The organism is Paenibacillus elgii NBRC 100335 (assembly GCF_004000865.1).
Taxonomy (GTDB): domain Bacteria; phylum Bacillota; class Bacilli; order Paenibacillales; family NBRC-103111; genus Paenibacillus_G; species Paenibacillus_G elgii.
Genome location: NZ_BIMB01000045.1, coordinates 1 through 20871, shown reverse-complemented (window position 1 = coordinate 20871; position 20871 = coordinate 1). Strand labels below are relative to the sequence as shown.

The following is a 20871-nucleotide window of genomic DNA, read 5'->3' as shown; positions in this document are numbered from 1 at the left end:
TTCACCTGCCTTACATATGCTGCGGGGCATGAATGCCGGAGCCTTCATCTGAACTGCCGCCTTCTTTGCGGGGGCCTTTCGCCGGGATCTCCATTTTGGCTTTGCCCATCAGCAGAATAAAGATAAGCGCGAGCACAGCCATAACGATGGTCACTTGAAATACATAGGCGATGGAATCCGCAAGACCGACCATCATTTTCTCCAGCACCGGCCTCGGAACGTTTGCCTGAAATTCCGGCGACAGCAGCGCCCGCGGATCGGCCGGCGTCTTCGCACCCGCTCCTGCGGGCAACAGCTCGGCCAACCGGCTGCTCAGCGCGGATGCTTGCATCGCGCCCAACACCGTCAGTCCGACAGCAGAGCCGATCGAACGGAAAAAGCCGACCAGCGAGGTGACGGTGCCGCGAAACCGGAAGTCGACGTTATGCAGCGAAGAAATCGACGTCACCGGGAAGCCCGTACCGATGCCAAGCCCCATGAGAATCATATAAAGCGTAATTTGCCAACGGGGCGTATCGATGGACACCAGGCTGAGCAGCGAGGTTGCGATCAGCAGCAGCAGCACGGAGCCGAGCATGATGCCCCGGTACGACAGCTTTCCGATAAAACGCCCGCCGATCGCACTGCTGGCAACCACGCCAAGCATCATCGGTGTCAGTACTAGCCCGGCGCTCGTCGCGGATCCTTGGAATACCCCTTGAATGAACAGCGGGATGTACGTCGCCGCGGACATCATCAGCGCCCCGTAGAAGAAACAGACGCCCATACTGGCGGTAAACAACCGGTTGCCGAAGAGCGGAAGCGGCACGACTGGGGCAGCGGCGCGCATCTCGATTCGAATGAACAGCAGAAGGAAGACGATCGCGATAGCGAACAAGCCGATGATCTGCACCGAATCCCATGCGTACTCCTTGCCCCCGAGCTCCAATCCGAACATCAGGCTCAAGATCGAAACGGCAAAGACGATCGTCCCAAGCCAGTCGATTCTCTGATTCGGATTGTTCGGCAGCACCGGATGATAAAACAGCGAAATAAGAATCAACGATACGATACCGAGCGGCAGATTAATGTAGAAAATCCACGTCCAGTTCACGTGATCGGTGAAATAAGCGCCGGCCAGCGGCCCGAGCACGCTCGATATGCCGAAGACGGCACCGAACAGACCTTGCATCTTACCCCGCTTCTCCGGGGGAAAAATATCGAAGATAATAGCGAACGTAATCGGCATCAGCGCGCCGCCGCCGATCCCTTGGATAGCGCGGTAGACGATCAGCTGCGTCATCGTTGTCGAGGTGCCGCAAAGCGCCGAGCCGATCATGAACACGACAAGACCGAGCAGGAAAAACAGCTTCCGGCCGTACATATCACCGAGCTTGCCGAAGATCGGCATCGATACGACGTTGGCGATCAAGTACGCAGAAAATACCCATACGTACTTGTCGAGTCCTCCGAGCTTACCGATAATCGTCGGCATGGCGGTCGAAACGATCGTCTGATCGAGCGAAGCCAGCAGCAGCCCGAGCATCAACGCGGCGACCGTCCATGCGGTATTCGTTTTTTTCTGAACCATAAATTGCTCCTTACTTTACCTGAGTGTATTTTTAGCGCTAAACTAAATTATACTCAAATTTGAGTAGGTGACAAGAGCAAGTGTGATTTTTTTCTCCGGACGTAGTTTGCCCTAATCTTTCAAGTATCATATAATGGAGTAAGTCAAGAAATTGTATTTATACTTAATCAATAAATGATAAAATTTGCTTATTTTGAGAATGCTATTGAAAGCGTTCGCGCCCCGGTGAGGAGGAACGATGTGAATCTCAATCAGTTGGAAACGCTCATTACGATATCCAAGACCATGAGCTTTCGCAAAGCGGGCGAAATTCTGAATCTGACCCAGCCGGCCGTCTCGGCGCAAATTAAAAGTCTGGAAGACGAATTCAAAACGGTGCTAATCGACCGCAACCAGCCGGTTACGCTAACCGACAGCGGCCAAGTCTTTCTTGAACATGCGGAGATTATTTTACAGACGGTCGAAGATTTGAAGCAGCGGCTTTCGGATTTGAACCAAACGCCGCAAGGACATATTCATCTGGGAACGACAACTTCGATCGCGATCCAAATTTTGCCAAGGGTGCTGTCTTATTTTCAGAACCAGTTCCCTTTGATCAAAACGACCATCCATTCGATGACCACCTCGCAAATTATGCACAGCGTCGAGAACGGAACGATCGATATCGGCATCACCTACCTGTTCGACAAGCATCCCGCGCTCGAAAGCTCCGTGCTTTATTACGATACGTTCGAGCTGGTCGTCTCTCCCGATCATCCGCTTGCACGTTTCGCACATGTGCCGATCGAGCGGCTTCACGAGCTGCCGCTGATCATGCTGTCTCCGGAAACGGCCGGACGGAGGTTCGTGGATCAAATTTTGAAGCAGCTGTACATCACTCCGCAGGTCGTGATGGAGTTGTCCAGCAGCGAAGAAGTGAAACGGATGGTGGAGCTGAATCTCGGCGCGGCGATCATCTCGAAGCTGTCGATCCAAAGCGAGCTGCGCCTCGGGACGCTCAAGATGATCAAGGTGAACGAGCTCGAGATCAGCCACCCGGTCGGGGTGGTGTACAAGTCGGGCCGCTATCTGAGCTCGGCGCTGCATCAGTTTCTGCAGGATTTGAAGGGCATGCAGGAAACTCAATTCATAGGTTCGGAGTGAGGGAACGCCATGAAATTCGATTTGCATACGCATCACGAACGGTGCGGTCACGCGACCGGAACGATCCGCGATTATATTGAAGCCGGGATCAAGAACGGCCTGCAAGTCATCGGAATTTCCGATCACTCGCCGTACTTTGCAAGCAGCGTGGACCGGGAGCAGCCCGGCATCGCGATGGCGAAGAGCGAGTTTGCCCGTTACGTGGAGGAAGTGTTGAAGCTGAAGGAGGAGTACCGCGGACGTATCGATGTCCTGCTGGGCGTCGAGTCGGACTTCTTCCCCGAGGTGGCGGACGTATACCGTAAAGTGTACGAGCAATACCCGTTCGACTATATCATCGGGTCGGTGCATTTGTCAGGCGGCGTGAGCATCTTCAACCGGAAGCGGTGGAACGGACTGACGGACCGTCAGAAGGTGGAGCAAAAGGAGCTGTACTACGATCTGATCGAGCAGTCCGCACGCAGCGGCATGTTCCAGATTCTCGGCCACATCGACGCGATGCGCGGCTTCTACCCGGCCTTCTCCGATATTCAGACCGACGCGGTAGACCGCACGCTGCAAACCATCGCGAAGTACGACATTGCTATCGAGATTAATACCTCCGGCAAAACGAAGGATTGTGGCGGCTGGTACCCGATCGACGAGATTTTGGAACGGGCGCTTCATTTCGGCGTCCAGGTTTCGTTCGGCTCGGACGCGCACGTCCCTTCCCGGGTTGGCGACGACTGGGAAGAAGTGGCGGCAAGGCTGAAGGAAATCGGATTCCGCGAATGGGTGTACTACAAGGAAAAACAAAAGCAGGTCGTCCCTTTATAGAGCAAGGGCAAAAAAATATCCGGCAAATTCCCCGAGGGCCGAGGAATTTGAGCCGGATATTTGTGCTTTGACGGCCGCTGGCCGCTAGGCCGCGCTTATCTTGCAGTCCGCTTTAGTCCCGCGGTTCGCGGAGACTTCGCAAGCGCCCGGGAACGGGTCGTGCGTACGGACTTGGCAGGAAGCTGAAGGCTCTTGACCTTCGCTCCGCCTCCGAACAAACCGCCCAAGCCCCCGAAGCTGCTGAACAGCTTGAAGATCGGGCCGACCTGCTTTACGATGGTGAACACTTTCTGTACCTTGCCTATCGTGGAAATGATGCCGTCGAGACCTCCGATCGAATTAAAAAACGAGAGGAAGCCCCCGCCGCCACCTGCGCCTTTGGCCACCTCCGCCGTACCTACGGCTCCGCCGGGTACGCCGCTGACAGTGCGGCCAATACTGGAGAAGCCGCCCAAGCCTCCGCCGATGCCGAACGGGCTGAACAGCCCCTGCACCTGTGCCGTATTCATATGGGGAGCGGGATGTAACGGACGCAGCCGGCAGGCAGCGCCTCGCTTTGCCGATTTGACTGTACGGGCCGAGGCTCTTTTGGGAGCGGCATTACGCTTTTTATTGTTCATTTGTCGATCCCTTCCTTCGCTGAGAAATGAATCCGACTTGTCTTATACATCAGCGTATGTCGGTCCGCCCTACCGCGTATGGGTAGGTAGACCGGTCGAAGGAAAATGGGTGTATATCTAGGAAAAAACACATGTCCAATAGGAGGTATTCCGAGTATGACGATACGCCGCGCTACGGCTCATGACGCGATTCCGCTCAGTGAGCTGTCATTTCGCTCGAAAGCTTATTGGGGCTATGATCCGCAGTTTATGGAAGCCTGCCGCGAAGACCTGACGCTGCGCCCCGAGCATATCCGTTCGTCGGCCGTCTACCTGCTTGAGACGGACGGCGGTGAAATCGCCGGCTTTTACAGCCTGCGGCCCCCGGGTTCGGGCGGTTCGTCCGATTCGGTGGCGGAGCTGGACAGCCTGTTTATCTCCCCCGAATACATCGGCCGCGGGTACGGCCAACGGCTGTGGAGCCATATGCTCGCTACCGCCGACGAGCTTCGCCTCCCGCGCATCCGCATTCACAGCGATCCGCATGCGGAAGCTTTTTACATCAAAATGAGCGCCGTACGAATCGGCGAAATCGAATCCACCGTTTTCCCGGACCGAAAGCTCCCGCTGATGGAACTGGTCCTTACCACCCCTTGATATCGAACGAGACTTGCAAAGGAGGAAGCACCATGCTCCATGAGATGAACGATATCGCGGGCAAAAAAATCGTCATTATCGACGATGAACCGGACCTCGTCAACCTCCTCGATGCCGTGCTGCGCAAAGAAGGCTTCCGCCTGGTGTTCAAAGCGGCCACCGGTCTGGCCGGCATCGAGCTGTGCCGCAGCGAAAAACCGGATCTGATCGTCCTCGACGTCATGCTGCCGGATCTCGACGGCTTTACCGTCTGCCAGCAGCTGCGGCAATTCACGCTTGCGCCGATCTTTTTCCTGTCCGCCAAAAATGAAGACGTGGACAAGCTGCTTGGGCTAAGCCTCGGCGGCGACGACTATATTACAAAGCCGTTCAGCCCGAAGGAGGTTGCATACCGGATGAAGGCGTATTTCCGCCGCAACCGATACGCGGCCATGCAGGAGGAAAGCCGCAGCACCTACGAATTCGGCAGCGTGACAATCGACGAGAAGCAGGGCGAAGTACGCAAGCATGGCGTTCCCGTGACGCTCACTGCCAAGGAATACCAGCTGCTGCTGTTTTTGGCCCGGCACCCGGGACAGCTGTTCAGCAAAGCGCATTTGTACGAAACGGTATGGGGCGATTCGTATACAGGGTATGACAATACAGTGATGGTACATATGCGCCACCTGCGGGAAAAGCTGGAGGACAAGCCGTCGGAGCCGGAATATTTGCTGACCGTACGGGGACTCGGTTATAAGCTGCAGCGAAAGGACGGCCATCCGTGAAGCGGAAAGTCATTATCCAATTCCTGTTATCCATGTCGACGCTGGCGATCTTGATTGTGATCGTTAACTATACGGCGCTGTATTTTCTGGCGGGCGGCCCTGCCTTCGAGAACGGAAGAACGGCCGCTTTTGCCGAACGATTTACACATGACTTCGGGCAGCGCATCGCCTTGCAGGGCGGACGTCCGTACGTCACCCAGGAAGGTCTGAAGGAATTGGACCACCAGCGAGCGTGGATTCAAATTCTGGACGAATCCGGCGCGGAAGCGTTCGCCTATCATAAGCCGCCGCATGCTCTGACGCATTACTCACCCAGCGAAATCGCATTTTTTTATAAATATGCCGTCAAAGATTTTACCGTCTTTATCAGCCGTGTGGAAGATAACGGCTATCATTGGAGCTACATGATCGGCTTCCCGGCGGAAACGGTGGCGAAATATTTTTTGTACATCAGCCCGAAAAATGTGCAGACCTTTTTTCCGAACGGTCTCTACATCCTCGTCGGGGTGACGTTGGGCGGTACGCTGATCATCGGCTATTTGTTCGCCCGGAGACTTTCCAGACCGGTGCGAACCGTCATCGACGCGATCCGCGAGCTTGCGGACGGCCGTTATGAGCTTCGCCTCACGCCGAAAGGAATCTATAAGGATGTGTACCGCAGCCTGCTTCACCTCTCCTCTACCCTGTCGTCCCTTAGACAGCACCGGGATCGCGTGGACCGCATGCGGGAGGAATGGATCGCCGGCTTGTCCCACGATTTGAAAACGCCGCTTTCCTCCATTAAAGGCTACGGAGAAGTGCTTGCCGAGACAAGCTACGACCTCAGCCCCGACGAGCGGACCGGCTATGCGGCGACGATCGTTCGCAACGCCGTTTATATGGAGGCCTTGCTGGACGATTTGCGGCTGACGTCTCAGCTTAAGCACAACCTTCTGCCGATGGATAAGCGGGAGAGCGATGTCGTCCGGCTGCTGCAGGAAACCGTCATTTTGCTGCTTAACAGCCCGGAGGGCGAGGACCGGACGATATCGTTCGATGCGAATCCGCAGACGATCCTGCTGTCCTTTGACGCCAAGCTGCTGCAGCGCGCGTTTTTGAACCTGCTCTTCAATGCGCTTGTGCACAATCCCGCCGGAACGCAGGTGCAGGTCGCCGTCTCGGGTGACGAGAGCGGCGTACGCGTCGTTATTGCCGACAACGGCGTTGGCATCTCCAAGGAGGATATGGCCAAGCTGTTCGACCGGTACTATCGCGGCACGAATACGGCGGCAAGCCATCAAGGCTCGGGGCTCGGACTTGCGATCGCCCGGCAAATTATCGAAGCGCACGACGGAAAGGTCGAAGTGGAAAGCCGGCTTGGGCACGGGACGACGATCATCGTTCATTTTCCGCAAACTTAAGGCGGATTTAAGGTAAACTGAAACGAAGCTTAAATTCCATACGATACCATGCTCTTGTCGAATGAAAGGAGCATGGTTTTTTTATGAGCGAATTCATCTTGGAAACGAAACGGTTATCAAAACAATTCAAGTCGTTTGCCGCGGTCAAAGGGGTCGACTTGCAGGTAAGGCCCGGCGAAGTATACGGCTTCCTCGGTCCGAACGGCGCAGGCAAAACGACGACGATCCGCATGCTGCTCGGGCTGATTCGTCCGACGCAGGGCGAGGTTCGCGTTTTCGGGCAAGACTTGGCCCGGCACCGGCTCGATATTTTGCGCCGGGTCGGCTCGCTGGTCGAATCTCCGTCGTATTACGGCAATCTGAGCGCCTACGACAATTTGGAGATCACCCGCAAGCTTTTAGGCGCAAGGAAAACCGACATCGACAAAGTGCTGGAAACGGTAAGGCTGTCCGATTGGCGCAACAAAAAAGTTAAAACGTTCTCCCTCGGCATGAAGCAGCGGCTCGGTATCGCGCAGGCGCTGCTGGGCAATCCGATGCTGCTCGTGCTCGACGAGCCGACCAATGGCTTGGACCCCGCCGGCATTCTCGAAATCCGCGAGCTGATCGCCCGCCTGCCGGAGGAACGCGGCTTGTCGGTGCTTGTCTCCAGCCATATTTTGAACGAAATCGAGCTGATTGCCAGCCGTGTCGGCATTATCTATAAGGGCGAGCTGCTGTTCCAAGGCTCGCTTCAGGAGCTGCGGGAGCAGAACAAAACGATGCTGCGGATCGATGCCGCTCCGCTCGTGGAGGCGGGCAATTTCCTGCTGGCCCGGGGCCACCAAGTGGAAAAGCGTCACAACAGCCTGTACGTGGATATGTCGGCAACGAGCGCTGCCCGTCTGAACCGCGAGTTGGTTACGGCCGGCTTCGACGTCTCGCACGTCAGTGAAAATACACCGTCGCTGGAAGACATTTTCCTGACGATGACGAAGGGAGCGCAAAGCTTGTGAAGGCCTGGAGTGTCATTGCGGCGGAACTGTACAAGCAGAAAAAAGGCGTCCTGTGGAAGCTTGTCTTCGGCGGTCCGGCCCTCGTATCCGTACTGGTTTTCCTGAATATGTATCTGCGCTACGATTATTTGATGCAGCGGTATGCAGGGAAAACGTCGTGGGAAGCGATGCTGAACGAAGTGTTTTTTCTATGGGCCTTCTTCCTCCCGATCGGGGTTACACTGCTGGCGGCTATCGTCCATTTCCGCGAATATAGCGAGAATGCCTGGAAGCACCTGCTGAGCCTGCCGGTGCGGCGGGGACACGTGTATGCGGCCAAATGGCTCGTCATTGTGCTCGCGACCGTCTTGTCGGTGCTGGCGCTTATGGCCGGCCTGCGGCTGAGCGGGCTCGTCATCGGATTTCCCGAGCCGTTCCCCTTCGGCCTGTATGGACAGTACGCGCTGTACCTGATCTTTTCGTCGCTCGGCATCGCCAGCGTGCAGCATTGGCTCAGCTCCCGCTTCCGCAATACGATCATTCCGGTCGCTGTCGGCGTGTCGGGCACCGTAGGCGCGATCTTCCTCGCCCAGTCGGAGTGGATGCGCTATATCCCGTATGCGGCTCCGCTGTTCGCCATGCCGGGTCCGGACGGGGACGTCAGCGTCTCCATCGTGAGTGGGCTGCTTTTCGGAACTGCAGCGCTGCTCGCCGGCATGCTCGAATTCGGGAAAAGGGATATTTTGTAATCGCAAGCCAAGGAGGTACGCTGGAGATGAAGTCGTTATTCGCCGCCGAATGGCTAAAATTAAAGCATTCGCGCATTTTGTGGATCGTTATTCTGATGCCGATCCTGCTAACCGCTCAAGGCGTCGGCAATTTTACCCGCTACAGCGACATTTGGACCCGGGACAATTGGACCGTCATTATCGAGCAGTGTCTCATTTTTTACCCGCCGATGCTGCTGCCGTTTTTTATCGCTATTGTGATCGCGCTTATGATCCGCATCGAGCACAGCCATAACGGCTGGAAGCATCTGCTGGCGCTGCCGGTGAGACGCGGACACATCTACGCGGTCAAGTTCGGCCTCGCGCTGCTGCTGGTCGTCCTGAATATCGCCGTCTTCGGCGCAAGCATCGTCGCCGCTGGCCTGCTCGCCGGAGCGGACGGCCCGATCCCGCTGGACCGGATCGCGCTGCCGCTTCTGCGCCTGATCCCGGCTGTGCTGCCGATTATGGCGATTCAATTCTGGCTCAGCCTGCGATACCACCATATCGGCATCCCGCTAGGCATCGGGATCGGGCTGGCGGTCCCCTCGCTCCTTGTGGCCAATACGAAATATTGGATTGTCTATCCGTGGACCTACCCGACGATGGCCGCGCTCGCGAGCCAAAGCAGCACCTTTAGCAAAGGCCCGCTTCTGTACGGCGCGATAGCCCTTGTCTTTCTTCTGGTCACCGTTTTCGGCTTTACCGAGTTCAGACGGCGGGACATTCTGTGAGTCTCATATCCTTTAAGCGAAGGCTTCCCGTTTCCGGGTTCCTTCGCTTTTTATTTTTCGCGAGATCATTTTCATATCGGTGTGCTGTTTATGTGATATACTTAATGAACATAGGTACATCCAAAAATGCATGTAATATACATTTATATACTGAAAGGAAATGAGCGAATGAGCAAGAAAATAAACGGCGGCTGTAGCGTTCCCAATTTAGAAGGTTGCCCTGTCGAGTTTACACTGGATGTCATCGGAGGCAAATGGAAGGGTATCCTGCTCTACCATTTGATCAACGGAACGAAACGGTTCAACGAGTTCCGCCGCATCTGCCCGGCTATTACTCAACGAATGCTGACCCTGCAGCTTCGAGAGCTGGAAGAGGACGGCATCGTGCATCGCGAAGTATACCAGCAGGTTCCGCCCAAAGTGGAATATTCGCTCACCGAATTCGGCCGGACGCTGGAACCGATCATTTTGCAGATGAAGCAGTGGGGGGAAACGTACCGGGGCCGGAAGAACGATACGGCGGAAGCTGTGGCTGCGAAGCAAGAACGGTAGCTTCATCGGCGTGGTTATTATCCAAAAAGGAAGCCCTCCATGCGAAGGGCTTCCCTTTTTATTATTGCGCAGGACCATGAACCATGACCGCTAAGCCGGGGTAAGCGGCGGCAAGCTCGGATGCCCCCTCCTCGATCCGCTTCCGCTCAAAGCCCGCCCCGAACAGCTCGCGATTCGGCCGGAACGTGACGCTCGTACCTGTCGCCTCCGTCAAGCCGACCGTCAGCAGCTCCGTCTGCGGGATGCCCTGCTTGTAGTCTTGACGGTGCACCTTCCCTTCGCGCTTGATTTCAACCGACAACGATTCGGAAAGCGCATTGACCACCGCAATGCTAATCCCTTTCTCCGCACCGGGCGAAACGAACGGCGCATTGCCGCTCGACTCGGCAATGTCGGTCAGAACGCTCTGCACGTTCGAAAGGTTCGAAGAAGGTAGGAGGCGTACCGGAATTCCCCGGCCGTTATCCGCTACGGTCACGGTATAGTCGTCATGCACAAAAATATCGACTTCGCTGCAATAGCCGGCCCGATGCTCCAGCACGCTGTTTTCCAAAACGGCCCATAACAAAATGTGCGTATCGTAACCCCCTTGCTCCCGTCCCAAGTAAGCGCCCGCATTGCTTCGAACCTCCGTCATATCCATGTAATCGCTCGTGTCAATCAGATCCGTGAGCGCTGCCAGCAGCAGCAGCAGCGGTAACATCCGATGGGCGGGAAGCGTATATCCTCCTCCCGGCTCTTGAACGAGGAGATCGGCCCCAAGCAAAGCTTTCAGATGATGATAGAGTTGTCCGGTCGTCCCCATATTCAGCCGTTCCACCAAGGCGGCCCCGGATAACGGTTCGTTCACAACAGCCCGCAAAATATCCAACCGCTGCTTATGTCCGAGCGCAGACAACACTTTGGACGCTTTGTCCGTATTCAGACGGAGCAGATCGTCCATCCGCCGCTCTTGCGGCGTCCAGTGGAAGACACGCCCCCTTCCTTCATAGTGGCCGGAATAATAAACCGTCCCTTCCCCGGATTCGCCTGTATCGGTTGCTGAACCGACCAAGCCTCCTGAAGTCCGCCCGGAAGCCGGTCCGGGTGCCGGAATAGCCTTGGACGGCTGCTCCTCCAAACAGCGCCGAACCAGCCTTTCTAGCTCCGACATGCGGACGGCCAGCTTATCGATTTCCTGAAGAGCATCTCGTTTCATGGATTCACCTTCATTTTTTTAATTTTACGTAATTACGTAATTACATTATATCAATGAAAGAAAACCATGTAAATCCCTTTTTAAATAATGGTTATGTTAAACTTGTGTTAGTCTCCTCATGCCTGTTTTCTGTCAAAAATACGAATGTAACCCTTTGGCTAACGGCTTACTGGTTGAACCATCGGGCACAATACGAAAACACAATGTCTGCTGATCGCAAAATTGAAGAGGAGTGTTTCTTGATGTCAACTAGCAAAACGAATCCCAAGGTTGATGAATTTTTAAGCAAAGCCAAAACGTGGAAGGAAGAATATGAGAAGCTGAGAAATATTGTACTTGACTGTGAGTTGACCGAAGAATTTAAGTGGATGCATCCTTGTTACACGTTTGAGAATAAAAACATAGTTTTAATACATGGTTTTAAGGAATATTGTGCGCTTCTGTTTCAAAAAGGGGTCTTGTTAAAGGATGCCCATGGGATTCTAATCCAACAAACGGAGAATGTACAGGCGGCGCGCCAGATTCGGTTCACTAATGTTCAAGAAATAGTTGAAATGGAAGGCATCTTGAAAGCCTATATTCAGGAAGCCATTGAAGTTGAGAAAGCCGGTTTGGAAGTGAATTTTAAAAAGACTACAGAATTCATAGTTCCTGAAGAACTTCAAAATAAATTCGATGAATTCCCTGCCTTGAAAACTGCTTTCGAAGCATTGACGCCGGGACGGCAAAGAGCCTACATTCTTTATTTTTCCGAACCTAAACAATCCAAAACCCGAGAGTCAAGGGTTGAAAAATATATGCAGCACATTCTCAACGGCAAGGGCTTAAATGATGAATAGCCTACATCGTAAAAAGACCGGAGAACGTCATCCGTTCGTCCGGTCTGCTTACGCCTCGCCTTACTTCTTCTTCAAATCTTCGATCGAGTTGATCTCCATATATTTCGGGACGACCAAACCGATTTTGGTCCCTTTCAGGTTCGGGCCGAGGTCCTCGAATTTGCCTTTGAACTTCTCGTAATAGTCCTTATGCGTCGTCGGCAGCCAAGCGGCAACGATCGCGTCGACGTCTCCGCCGGCGACACCGGCCCACATCGGGCCCGCTTCCACCTGCAGCATATCCACCTTATAGCCGAGGCGCGATTCGAGCACCTGCTTGACGACGTTCGTGCTGGCGATCTCCGAATCCCAAGCGACGTAAGCGAGCTTCAGCTTCCGGCCTTCGGCCTTCGGCACGTCCTTCACCCAACCGTCCACCTTGGCGGCATTCTCTTTGACCCAATCGGCCGCGGCAACTTCCGGCTTCTTGCCGTCCATGACCGCCCCCATCACTTTCTCCATATCGGCCGCGGTCCATTCGAACTTATCGAGTACCGCATAGGCGGACGGCTCCGCCGTTTTAAGCCCCATTCTTGCAATCGTATGAATCTCTTCGTCCGCCCCGTAAACGCCCTTCGGGTCCTGCAAATATTTGAGATCGTATTTGGCGAACATCCAGTGCGGCGTCCATCCGGTAATAATGATCGGCTTCTTCGCTTTATACGCCCTGTCCAGCGCCGCAGTCATCGCCGTGCTGGAGCCTTCCACAAGCTTCCAGTCGGTTAAGCCGTAATCTTTAAGCGCCTGGCTCGTTGCCTTCATAATGCCCGCGCCGGGGTCGATGCCGATAATTTCATATTTCACCTGATCCCCTACAAACGCCGAGGTGTCGGAGCTCTTGGCCCCGCACCCAACGGCAAGCAGAGCGACCCCGAGCAAACATAACGTCATCCACAGCAGATTCCGGTTTCGTTTTTTCAATGCTTCTTCTCTCCTTTGGGTTTCATCTTAATCGCATGCTGCGTCAGCCGGTCGAGCACAATCGCCAGAATGACGACGGCGAGCCCCGCTTCGAAGCCTTCGCCCGTCTTAAGCTGGGTAACGGCGCGATACACGTCCGCCCCGAGCCCCTGAGCGCCGATCATCGAAGCGATGACGACCATCGACAGCGAGAGCATGATCGTCTGGTTGACACCGGCCATCAGCGTAGGCAGCGCCAGCGGGAGCTGGACCTTCCACAGCTTCTGTCCGGGCGTCGTCCCGAAAGCGTCGGCCGCCTCGATCAGGTCGAACGGCACCTGACGGATGCCGAGGTTCGTCAGCCGGATCGTCGGAGGCACCGCAAAAATAACGGAAGCGATGACGCCCGGCACAACGCCCAGGCCGAAAAAGGTAACCGCCGGGATCAAATAAACGAAGGCCGGCATCGTCTGCATGAAATCGAGCAGCGGCGTTAACGTGTTTTGCACCGTCTTATTTCTCGCGGACCAGATGCCGAGAGGCAGGCCGACGATGACCGAGAGGAAAGCCGAGGTCATCACGAGCGCCAGCGTATCCATCGTATGGTCCCAGAACCCGAGGTTGGCGATCAGCAGCATGCCGAGCAGGGTAAAAATGCCAAGCATCAGCCCTGCCGCACGATAAGCCAGAAAAGCAACCAATACGATAAGCACCAGCGCAGGCGGAAAATGAAACAGCAGCGAAAACAAATTGACCGTTCCTTCGATTAAGGAAGAAATGAAACCGAACAGCCATTCGAAGGTGGAGCCGAGCCAATCGACGAGCCCTTCGACCCATTCGGCAATCGGAAGCTTAGGACCCATCCGTGGTCACCGCCTCTCGAACCCGGTCGTGGTTGCCGGCCAATGCCCCGAGCACCGCACCGCGAATAATGACGCCGAGCAGCCGCCCGTTCTCGGACGTAACAGCCACCGGCACCCGGCTTGTGCTGACGGTATCGAACAGATCGCTCAGCAGCGTATTCGGCGATACCGTCGGCACCTCGGAAATAATGATCGCATCCAGCGTCAAATGCTCCCGGATCGCCCGGGCCGCGTCTTCGGCCGTCAATACGCCGATCAGCCTCTTGGCGCTGTCAACGACGAACAAGTTGGAAATGCCGTTCTCCCGCATCAGCTCCAGCGCTACGCGCGGTCCCCCGCGGTCGTACGCGATCGTCTCCGGCCGGCGCATGACATGCGAAGCGTTCAATACCCGGGACAGATCGACATCTTCGATAAATTTCTCCACATATTCGTTGGCCGGGGTGATCATAATCTCCTCTGGCGTGCCGATCTGGACGATGGAGCCGTCTTTCATCAGCGCGATCCGATCCCCGATCCTCAGCGCTTCGTTCAAATCGTGCGTGATGAAAACGATCGTCTTCTTCAGCTTTTCCTGCAGCTCGCGCAGCTCTTCCTGCATGTCCTTGCGGATCAGCGGGTCAAGGGCGCTGAACGCTTCGTCCATCAAGAGGACCTGCGGCGAGTTGGCGAGCGCCCGGGCCAGGCCGACGCGCTGCTGCATGCCGCCGCTCAACTGGTCCGGATATTGATCCGCCCATTCCTCCAGTCCGACCAGCGCAAGCGCTTCCCGCGCTTTTTCCCTGCGGATTTTGACCGGTACCTTCTGTACCTCCAGCCCGAACTCGACATTTTGCACAACCGTCTTATGCGGGAACAGCGCGAACTTTTGAAACACCATGCTCATCGCCGTCCGGCGGAATTCGCGCAGCCGCTCCTCGTTCATCTCTACGATATTTTCACCGCGGAACAGGATGCTTCCGTCCGTCGGTTCAATCAGCCGGTTCAGCAGCCGGATCAAGGTCGATTTGCCGCTGCCGGACAGCCCCATAATGACGAAAATTTCTCCTTCTTTAACCGTAAAGCTCGCGCGGTTCACGCCCACGGTCTGTTTCGTCTCCGCAAAGATACGCTTCTTGCTCCAGCCTTGGTTAAGAAGCTCGAGCGCCTTCTCCGGATGCTGACCGAAAATTTTGGTCAAATGCTTTACTTCGATCAAAGCCGTATCCCCCCATTCTTTCAATGCTCTTAAGTTTACAGGTGTGCAGGGCGATGGGTCAAAAGCGAAATAAGTTTGTTTCGTACGTACAGAAAAAACTTTACAAACGTATCGTACAGAATACTCCCATTTCCTCCGAATTCCTTTCTTGCTAGTAGCTTTACTTTCAAATGCATGTTCAATACAATACAATGAGAATATTTATTTTAGGCAAAGCATTCTGCCGCGGAATGGCTACGAGCGGCGGCAGCATCCGCAGGAGGCATAATTAATTATGAACAACTGGGTTGGGATGACGGAGGAACAAGCTGGCATCGTTCAAAAAGCCCGTAAACGCGTAATCGAATCCATCGGAAAAAATATGGATTTATATGGCGTCACCCTTTCCACCGGCCATTTGTATGGCATGATGTTTTTTCAGGATAAGCCTATGACGCTTGATGAAATGGGCGAAGAGATGGGCATGAGCAAGACGAGCATGAGCACGGGCGTACGCACGCTGACGGACCTGAAGATGGTGCATAAAGTATGGGAAAAAGGAACGCGGAAAGATTTGTACGAGGTCGAGCCGGACTGGTACCAGACGTTCGCGGATTTTTTCGTCATTAAATGGCAAAAGTCCATCGAGATGAACGTGCAGGCGCTGCGCAAATCTGCGGCTGAGCTGAAGCGGCTTACAGAGAGCGATCCGGACAACGAAGCGCTGCAAAACATCGTCGCCACCGACACGAGCAAGCTGGAGGAAGCGATCCGCTACTATTTGTGGCTCGGACGCTTGATCGATACGTTCGAATCCGGGGAAATTTTCAAGCTGGTACCGAAGGAGGAGCCGCAAACGGACTCCCACTAATACGCCGTATAGGATGATAGGCCGTGCCGAGGACGATTCGGTACGGCTTTTTCGTGTCCGCAGAAATGCCCTCTCTGTCCCGATACGATTCGTCATTTTCCGGGAAATAATCTCCTGAATCGCAAGCGAATAAGGAATACGGAAACATTATCCAACAAAACCCTAAAGATTTTGGCCGAATATGCCGATATATGTACCATTGTCTGACCAGACGAATACAAACGGAACAGGAGTGAAAAAGCTTGCGCTTTAGAATGCAAAAAGTGTTCTTGTTGTTGCTTACAGTCGTCTTGAGCACATGCAGTTTTGGCGTCATGAGCGCATCGGCCGCGGATGTCATCACGAAGCTCGTTTTGAACAAAAATGAACTTTCGCTGGACATGGGCAGCACCGCCAACCTGACAGCCACTGCAATTTACGACAACGGAAAGACGGAAACGGTAACGATCAAAACCGAATGGAATTCCGAAGACCCGAACATCGCCTCGGTGTACGCCGGTGTCATTACGGCCAAAGCGGAAGGCGATGTGATCATTACAGCCAAATATATGACGGAGCAAGTTCCCGTCAAAGTAAAAGTGACCAAACGGGTCAAATCGCTCATCAAAGACAAGCAAAAGATCGATCTGCGTAAAGGCCAAGCGGAGCAGATTACGCTGAAAGCTTATTACGATGACGGCACGTCGGAAGATGTGACCGCGAAAGCGGAATGGACCATCGATAACGGCACCATCGCCACCCTCTTCAACGGAAAGGTGACCGCCCAAGGCTCCGGCTCCGGCACCATTACGGCGAAGTTCGGCAATCAATCCTTATCGATTCCGCTGACCGTCGAAGTGGTCAAACGCGTCGATGCCGACAAATCCCGGGTTTCGCTGCTGCTGAACCAATCGGACACGATCCGGCTTCTCGCCACCTATCCTGACGGAACGACGGAAGATGTGACGGAAAGCGCCGACTGGACGTCCGATAACGCGGATGTCGCCGACGCGCTCAAAGGCAAAATTACCGGCTACGGTCCGGGACAGGCGAACATTACCGCCACCTACGGAACGAAGACGGCCAAGATTAAAGTGGACGTCGACAACGCCATCAAGCTCGACCTGAGCAAGCAGAATCTTCTAATGAAGAAAAGCACGACCGAGCAGTTGAAATTGACCGCCACCTATCCAAACGGAAATACGGAAGATATTACTGATCGCGCAGAGTGGTCGTCCTCCGACGATACGATCGTTTATGTCGTCAAAGGTAAAATCAGCGCCAACAAAACGGGCGAAGTGACCGTCACCGCCAAATACGGCGAGAAATCCGTAACCGCCGTCGTTGACGTAGACGTGCCGCGCCGCCTGGAGCTGAACAAAGACACGATTACTTTGAACTCGGGCAAATCGGAGCAGCTCACGCTCGACGCCACCTACGCCGACGGCAGCAGCGAAGATGTGACCAGCCAAGCGAAGTGGTCCTCCGACAAGGAAACGATCGCCAGCGTCATTAACGGCAAAGTCACCGCCGTGAAAGCGGGCGAAGCGACAATTACAGCCCAATACGGTGAAAAAACCGTAACTGCCAAAGTACTGGTCGATATTCCTAACGTACTCGTACCAAGCAAGAAAAAAGTGAATTTCCAGATCGGAGATTCGGAGCAAATTACGCTGAAAGCCGTTTATCCGGACGGCGTCAATGAAGACGGTCTGGAGAAAAAAGCCGAATGGACGTCCTCGAACGACCAAATCGCCGAAGTGCGCGGGGGGATGATTACGGGGATCGGCACAGGTACCGCCACGATCACCGCGAAGTTCGGCAACCGTTCGACGACCATCCAAGTGTCTGTCGGCGTATTGAAAACGTTGACTGCCGACGCAACGAGCCTTGTTCTGAAAAAAGGCGACACCCGGACGATCAAATTGGACGCGATGTATACGGACGGCAAGACAAACAACGTAGCGCAGGATGCGGAATGGACGAGCTCCAATCCGGCAGTCGCTTCGGTCAGCGAAGGCACGATCAAAGCGCTCGCTTCGGGCGAAACGACGATCACCGCAAAAGTCGACACGAAGACGGTGACGATTACCGTGCAAGTCGATATGGCCAGCACGCTGAAAGCCAGCCCAGCTTCCATTCAGATGGACTTGGGCGAATCCCGCACCATCAAGCTGACTTCCACCGATGCGAACGGCAAAGCGGAGGATGTGGAGGGCACGGCCGAATGGACCTCGGTGAGCCCGACGATCGCGCAGGTTGAGAAAGGGGTCGTGACCGCCTTAGCCCGCGGTAAAACGACCATCACGGCCAAATTCGGCGGAAAAACCGTAACGATCCCGGTCGAGATCGGTTCCGTGACGGATCTGGTACCGAACAAGCGCTATATCCCGATGAAAACGGGAGGCACGTTCCAGGTTCAGCTAACGGCTACGATGGCGGACGGCACAACAAAAGACGTCACGTCCCAAGCTCAGTGGAAATCCTCCAACTACAAATTGCTTGAGGTGGAGAACGGTCTGGTGAAGGCGATCGCCTCCGGCAGCGCTTCGATCTCCGCCAACTTTAATGGTAAAAACATCGCAATCCCGGTGGACATCGACCGTCTCAAATATTTGAAGACGGATGTCGTCAGCTTGAATATGAAGTCAGGCGAAACGCTGAATGTCAAAGCGACAGCGACGTTTATGGACGGTTCGGATGAAGACGTGACCGTATCCGGACTTTGGAGCTCCACGAACATTCGGGTAGCCGACGTAAAAGATGGAGTAATTAAAGCGACCGGAAAAGGACGCGCCACCATCACCGTTGGTTATGCGAGCAAGAAAACAACCATTCTTGTGAATGTAAACTAACCGATATAAAAACAACGTTCGGAGCCTCCGTACAGGGGAACCGGACGTTGTTTTTTGTTGTACGAAAAATTAGTTATATTGATTTGAGAGCCTTGGAGTCCCGGTTCCGCTATGCTATGGTAAAAGCAATACACGCTGAAAGGGTGACCGAAAGCCAATGATCCACTAATCCTATGCCAAAAAGAAACGATCGTAATCATTTTACGAGCTTTCTGGATAGGATTCGTGCGGGCTTTTTTATATATACAAATGAAGAACATGGCTTTGCTTTGCCGACGAAGCCGTGTACTTTGATTTGTGTTCGCATGTGCGCCTCCTATCCGGAAAAAGGATAAGGAGGCTTTTTTATTTTCCAACTCGGCCATACGTTTGCTTTCTAACCCCGGTTGCTTAAAAATCCCCGGCTTCGGTACGGGCACCCTAAGGAGATCTCTATGTCACAAATCCAACCTAAAAAAATATTGCCCTTATTGATGATTAATATGTTCATCGTGATGCTCGGCGTCGGCTTGGTTACGCCCATTTTGCCGGCGCTCATTACCGATTTTGGCGCAAGCGGCCAGACGATCGGCTTCCTGGTAGCCGCGTATGGCATCACGCAATTTGTATTGTCTCCCATAACGGGAAAGCTGTCCGATCAATACGGAAGAAAATCACTCATTGTTGCGGGAGTCGCCGTATTCGCGTTAGCCAAAATCATTTTCGCGATCGGCAGCGAGCTGTGGATGCTGTACTGTTCGCGGCTTCTGGAAGGCGTGGCGGCGGCCTTGCTGGTCCCTCCGATGATGGCGTATGTCGCCGATATGACAACGACGGAGGAACGAGCCCAAGGAAACGGGCTGCTGGGCGCAGCCATGTCCTTGGGCTTTGTCATCGGTCCCGGGCTTTTCGATTATAGGTCTGCCGGAGCCTTTATCGAAGGATGACATGATCGCTGCGCGGGCCAAGGGAGCTCCAAAGCTATCGATCCTCAGACCGTACGCCGACTCGCTGAAATCCAACTATGCGGCCCTGTATATGATCGTTTTTGTGATGACGTTCGGGCTGGCCAATTTCGAATCCGTGTTCGGCTTGTACGTCACGAACCGGTTTCAGTTCACGCCCCAAGCAATCTCCGTCATTTTGACGGCGGGTGCCGTCATTGGGGTCGGGATGCAGGCATTGCTGGTCGCCAGAGTGATCAAAGCGTTCGGTGAACAGCGGGTCATCCAAGCGTCTCTTCTGTTCACCTCTTTCGCTTTTGCGGTACTACTGCTGGTTCGAGACTTTTGGACGATTTTTCTGGTGACGTCCTGCATCTTCTTCGCCATGTCCTTGCTGCGCCCCGCCCTGAATACCCGGATATCCAAAATGGCGGGAAACGAACAGGGCGCAGCAGCCGGGATGAACAACGCGTACATCAGTCTAGGCAATATTCTCGGACCTTCTTTGGCTGGGCTGCTATTCGATGTGAATGTGGTATGGCCTTTTCTTGCCGGCTGCTTCATTCTGCTGGTTACTTTTCTCATGACCTTGCGGTTGAAATAGTTTGTACAAGGCTCCGGTCAAAAAAAATACTATTCCCCCATCTTCTCCTTGGAGGAATAGCTTTAAGTTTACCCTTCGGACGCTTCCAGCGGCGCCGGCAGCTTGCCTTGGGCGGCTAGCTCGCCTGCTAACACGCGGGCCAGTGCCTTCATCGCGAACGGCGTATTCTCGTAGCATGCGAGGTAGATTTGTACCTCATCTGGCAAGACGCTGATATCGAACGGATTGCGCGCCGCAGCGACGGCCAGCTTCGCCTTCGGCAGCGCCGCGAGCGCTTTGGCAAGCTCCACCTGCCCGGGCGAGAACGAGGCGTTATAGGTCACCAGCACGATCTGCTCCGCGTCACGGGCAAGCTCAACCACGCGTGCCTGCTCCGCCGCCGATGGCTGCACGCCGATCCGCTCTTCGCGCACTTGGTAATTCAGCTGCGCCAGCCAATAGCCTGCCGTCTCGCGGCGGGCAAGCACCTCGTCGACCTCGGTGCCGACTTGCACCTCCGGCCAGATAACGAGCACCGGCTTCGCCGGGTCGAGCGGCAGCTCGGCTTCGCCTCGCAGCAGCGTCACGCTGCGCTCGGCAATGCGCTCCGCTAGCCGCTGCGACGCCTCGGTCGCCAGGCTCGTGCCCGGTGCCAGAGCCGCGGCCGC

General features: G+C 54.7%; 19 protein-coding genes and 1 pseudogene. 13 read left to right on the top strand and 7 right to left on the bottom strand.

Features of this window, described 5'->3' with window-relative positions:
• Window positions 1-10: 10 nt before the first annotated feature.
• Entirely contained in the window at window positions 11-1570 is a 1560-nt protein-coding gene (locus PEL01S_RS25890) for an MDR family MFS transporter (RefSeq protein WP_127462299.1), read from the bottom strand.
• 240 nt (window positions 1571-1810) lie between these two features.
• On the opposite strand from PEL01S_RS25890, the gene PEL01S_RS25885 reads away from it, so the two are divergent.
• Window positions 1811-2713, top strand: coding sequence for a LysR family transcriptional regulator (locus PEL01S_RS25885; protein WP_029191694.1), 903 nt, complete (start codon window positions 1811-1813; stop codon window positions 2711-2713).
• 9 nt (window positions 2714-2722) lie between these two features.
• A complete protein-coding gene (locus PEL01S_RS25880; protein WP_108530984.1) occupies window positions 2723-3529 on the top strand; it encodes a histidinol-phosphatase in 807 nt (268 codons plus the stop codon).
• Window positions 3530-3624: 95 nt separating this feature from the next.
• Here the strand turns inward: PEL01S_RS25880 and PEL01S_RS25875 are convergent, their stop codons facing one another.
• Window positions 3625-4149 carry a hypothetical protein gene (locus tag PEL01S_RS25875; RefSeq protein ID WP_127462297.1) on the bottom strand — a complete coding sequence of 175 codons (525 nt, stop codon included), beginning with the start codon at window positions 4147-4149 and terminating at the stop codon, window positions 3625-3627.
• 156 nt (window positions 4150-4305) lie between these two features.
• On the opposite strand from PEL01S_RS25875, the gene PEL01S_RS25870 reads away from it, so the two are divergent.
• The 7 genes from PEL01S_RS25870 (at window position 4306) to PEL01S_RS25840 (ending at window position 9976) form a co-directional block, all read left to right on the top strand.
• Window positions 4306-4785, top strand: a complete 480-nt coding sequence (locus PEL01S_RS25870) for a GNAT family N-acetyltransferase (protein ID WP_127462296.1) — start codon at window positions 4306-4308, stop codon at window positions 4783-4785.
• A gap of 32 nt (window positions 4786-4817) precedes the next feature.
• Entirely contained in the window at window positions 4818-5549 is a 732-nt protein-coding gene (locus PEL01S_RS25865; RefSeq protein ID WP_063186478.1) for a response regulator transcription factor, read from the top strand.
• Window positions 5546-6949, top strand: coding sequence for a HAMP domain-containing sensor histidine kinase (locus tag PEL01S_RS25860; protein ID WP_127462294.1), 1404 nt, complete (start codon window positions 5546-5548; stop codon window positions 6947-6949). Before PEL01S_RS25865 ends, PEL01S_RS25860 begins: the two co-directional genes overlap by 4 nt.
• 83 nt (window positions 6950-7032) lie before the next feature.
• Complete coding sequence (locus PEL01S_RS25855) at window positions 7033-7944, top strand: ABC transporter ATP-binding protein (protein WP_063186480.1); 912 nt, start codon at window positions 7033-7035, stop codon at window positions 7942-7944.
• Window positions 7941-8672 (top strand): ABC transporter permease, encoded by a 732-nt coding sequence (locus PEL01S_RS25850; RefSeq protein ID WP_063186482.1) that lies wholly within the window; start codon window positions 7941-7943, stop codon window positions 8670-8672. Before PEL01S_RS25855 ends, PEL01S_RS25850 begins: the two co-directional genes overlap by 4 nt.
• A gap of 26 nt (window positions 8673-8698) precedes the next feature.
• Entirely contained in the window at window positions 8699-9424 is a 726-nt protein-coding gene (locus PEL01S_RS25845) for an ABC transporter permease (RefSeq protein WP_063186484.1), read from the top strand.
• A 168-nt stretch (window positions 9425-9592) separates the two neighbouring features.
• Entirely contained in the window at window positions 9593-9976 is a 384-nt protein-coding gene (locus PEL01S_RS25840) for a winged helix-turn-helix transcriptional regulator (RefSeq protein WP_127462292.1), read from the top strand.
• A 61-nt stretch (window positions 9977-10037) separates the two neighbouring features.
• Here PEL01S_RS25840 and PEL01S_RS25835 read toward each other — a convergent pair whose 3' ends face one another.
• Entirely contained in the window at window positions 10038-11174 is a 1137-nt protein-coding gene (locus PEL01S_RS25835; protein WP_127462290.1) for an ATP-binding protein, read from the bottom strand.
• A 242-nt stretch (window positions 11175-11416) separates the two neighbouring features.
• On the opposite strand from PEL01S_RS25835, the gene PEL01S_RS25830 reads away from it, so the two are divergent.
• Window positions 11417-12013 carry a YdeI/OmpD-associated family protein gene (locus tag PEL01S_RS25830; RefSeq protein WP_127462288.1) on the top strand — a complete coding sequence of 199 codons (597 nt, stop codon included), beginning with the start codon at window positions 11417-11419 and terminating at the stop codon, window positions 12011-12013.
• A 60-nt stretch (window positions 12014-12073) separates the two neighbouring features.
• Here the strand turns inward: PEL01S_RS25830 and PEL01S_RS25825 are convergent, their stop codons facing one another.
• Genes PEL01S_RS25825 through PEL01S_RS25815 form a run of 3 tightly spaced genes read right to left on the bottom strand, consistent with a single transcriptional unit; the run spans window position 12074 to window position 15013 of the window.
• Window positions 12074-12943, bottom strand: coding sequence for a glycine betaine ABC transporter substrate-binding protein (locus PEL01S_RS25825; protein ID WP_127462325.1), 870 nt, complete (start codon window positions 12941-12943; stop codon window positions 12074-12076).
• 26 nt (window positions 12944-12969) lie between these two features.
• Window positions 12970-13815, bottom strand: coding sequence for an ABC transporter permease (locus tag PEL01S_RS25820; protein WP_063186491.1), 846 nt, complete (start codon window positions 13813-13815; stop codon window positions 12970-12972).
• Window positions 13805-15013, bottom strand: coding sequence for a quaternary amine ABC transporter ATP-binding protein (locus tag PEL01S_RS25815; RefSeq protein ID WP_174807007.1), 1209 nt, complete (start codon window positions 15011-15013; stop codon window positions 13805-13807). The genes PEL01S_RS25820 and PEL01S_RS25815 overlap by 11 nt, the downstream gene beginning before the upstream one ends.
• Window positions 15014-15287: 274 nt before the next feature.
• Between PEL01S_RS25815 and PEL01S_RS25810 the strand changes: the two genes are divergently transcribed.
• From PEL01S_RS25810 to PEL01S_RS25800, 3 genes and pseudogenes are all read left to right on the top strand, one after another.
• Window positions 15288-15863 carry a GbsR/MarR family transcriptional regulator gene (locus PEL01S_RS25810; RefSeq protein ID WP_108530995.1) on the top strand — a complete coding sequence of 192 codons (576 nt, stop codon included), beginning with the start codon at window positions 15288-15290 and terminating at the stop codon, window positions 15861-15863.
• A 242-nt stretch (window positions 15864-16105) separates the two neighbouring features.
• Window positions 16106-18697: an Ig-like domain-containing protein gene (locus tag PEL01S_RS25805; protein ID WP_231884906.1), complete on the top strand. Its 2592-nt coding sequence runs from the start codon at window positions 16106-16108 to the stop codon at window positions 18695-18697.
• 434 nt (window positions 18698-19131) lie between these two features.
• Window positions 19132-20224: pseudogene (locus PEL01S_RS25800) on the top strand (MFS transporter).
• 68 nt (window positions 20225-20292) lie between these two features.
• On the opposite strand, the gene PEL01S_RS25795 reads toward PEL01S_RS25800, so the two are convergent.
• A complete protein-coding gene (locus PEL01S_RS25795) occupies window positions 20293-20790 on the bottom strand; it encodes a hypothetical protein (RefSeq protein ID WP_127462284.1) in 498 nt (165 codons plus the stop codon).
• Window positions 20791-20871: the final 81 nt, after the last annotated feature.

What these genes read in the sequence shown, in the direction of transcription:
- PEL01S_RS25875 (WP_127462297.1), bottom strand. Translation starts at nt 4,149, where the DNA reads ATGAACAATAAAAAGCGTAATGCCGCTCCCAAAAGAGCCTCGGCCCGT.
- PEL01S_RS25820 (WP_063186491.1), bottom strand. Translation starts at nt 13,815, where the DNA reads ATGGGTCCTAAGCTTCCGATTGCCGAATGGGTCGAAGGGCTCGTCGAT.
- PEL01S_RS25825 (WP_127462325.1), bottom strand. Translation starts at nt 12,943, where the DNA reads ATGACGTTATGTTTGCTCGGGGTCGCTCTGCTTGCCGTTGGGTGCGGG.
- PEL01S_RS25855 (WP_063186480.1), top strand. Translation starts at nt 7,033, where the DNA reads ATGAGCGAATTCATCTTGGAAACGAAACGGTTATCAAAACAATTCAAG.
- PEL01S_RS25840 (WP_127462292.1), top strand. Translation starts at nt 9,593, where the DNA reads ATGAGCAAGAAAATAAACGGCGGCTGTAGCGTTCCCAATTTAGAAGGT.
- PEL01S_RS25810 (WP_108530995.1), top strand. Translation starts at nt 15,288, where the DNA reads ATGAACAACTGGGTTGGGATGACGGAGGAACAAGCTGGCATCGTTCAA.
- PEL01S_RS25835 (WP_127462290.1), bottom strand. Translation starts at nt 11,174, where the DNA reads ATGAAACGAGATGCTCTTCAGGAAATCGATAAGCTGGCCGTCCGCATG.
- PEL01S_RS25880 (WP_108530984.1), top strand. Translation starts at nt 2,723, where the DNA reads ATGAAATTCGATTTGCATACGCATCACGAACGGTGCGGTCACGCGACC.
- PEL01S_RS25865 (WP_063186478.1), top strand. Translation starts at nt 4,818, where the DNA reads ATGCTCCATGAGATGAACGATATCGCGGGCAAAAAAATCGTCATTATC.
- PEL01S_RS25830 (WP_127462288.1), top strand. Translation starts at nt 11,417, where the DNA reads ATGTCAACTAGCAAAACGAATCCCAAGGTTGATGAATTTTTAAGCAAA.
- PEL01S_RS25870 (WP_127462296.1), top strand. Translation starts at nt 4,306, where the DNA reads ATGACGATACGCCGCGCTACGGCTCATGACGCGATTCCGCTCAGTGAG.
- PEL01S_RS25845 (WP_063186484.1), top strand. Translation starts at nt 8,699, where the DNA reads ATGAAGTCGTTATTCGCCGCCGAATGGCTAAAATTAAAGCATTCGCGC.
- PEL01S_RS25890 (WP_127462299.1), bottom strand. Translation starts at nt 1,570, where the DNA reads ATGGTTCAGAAAAAAACGAATACCGCATGGACGGTCGCCGCGTTGATG.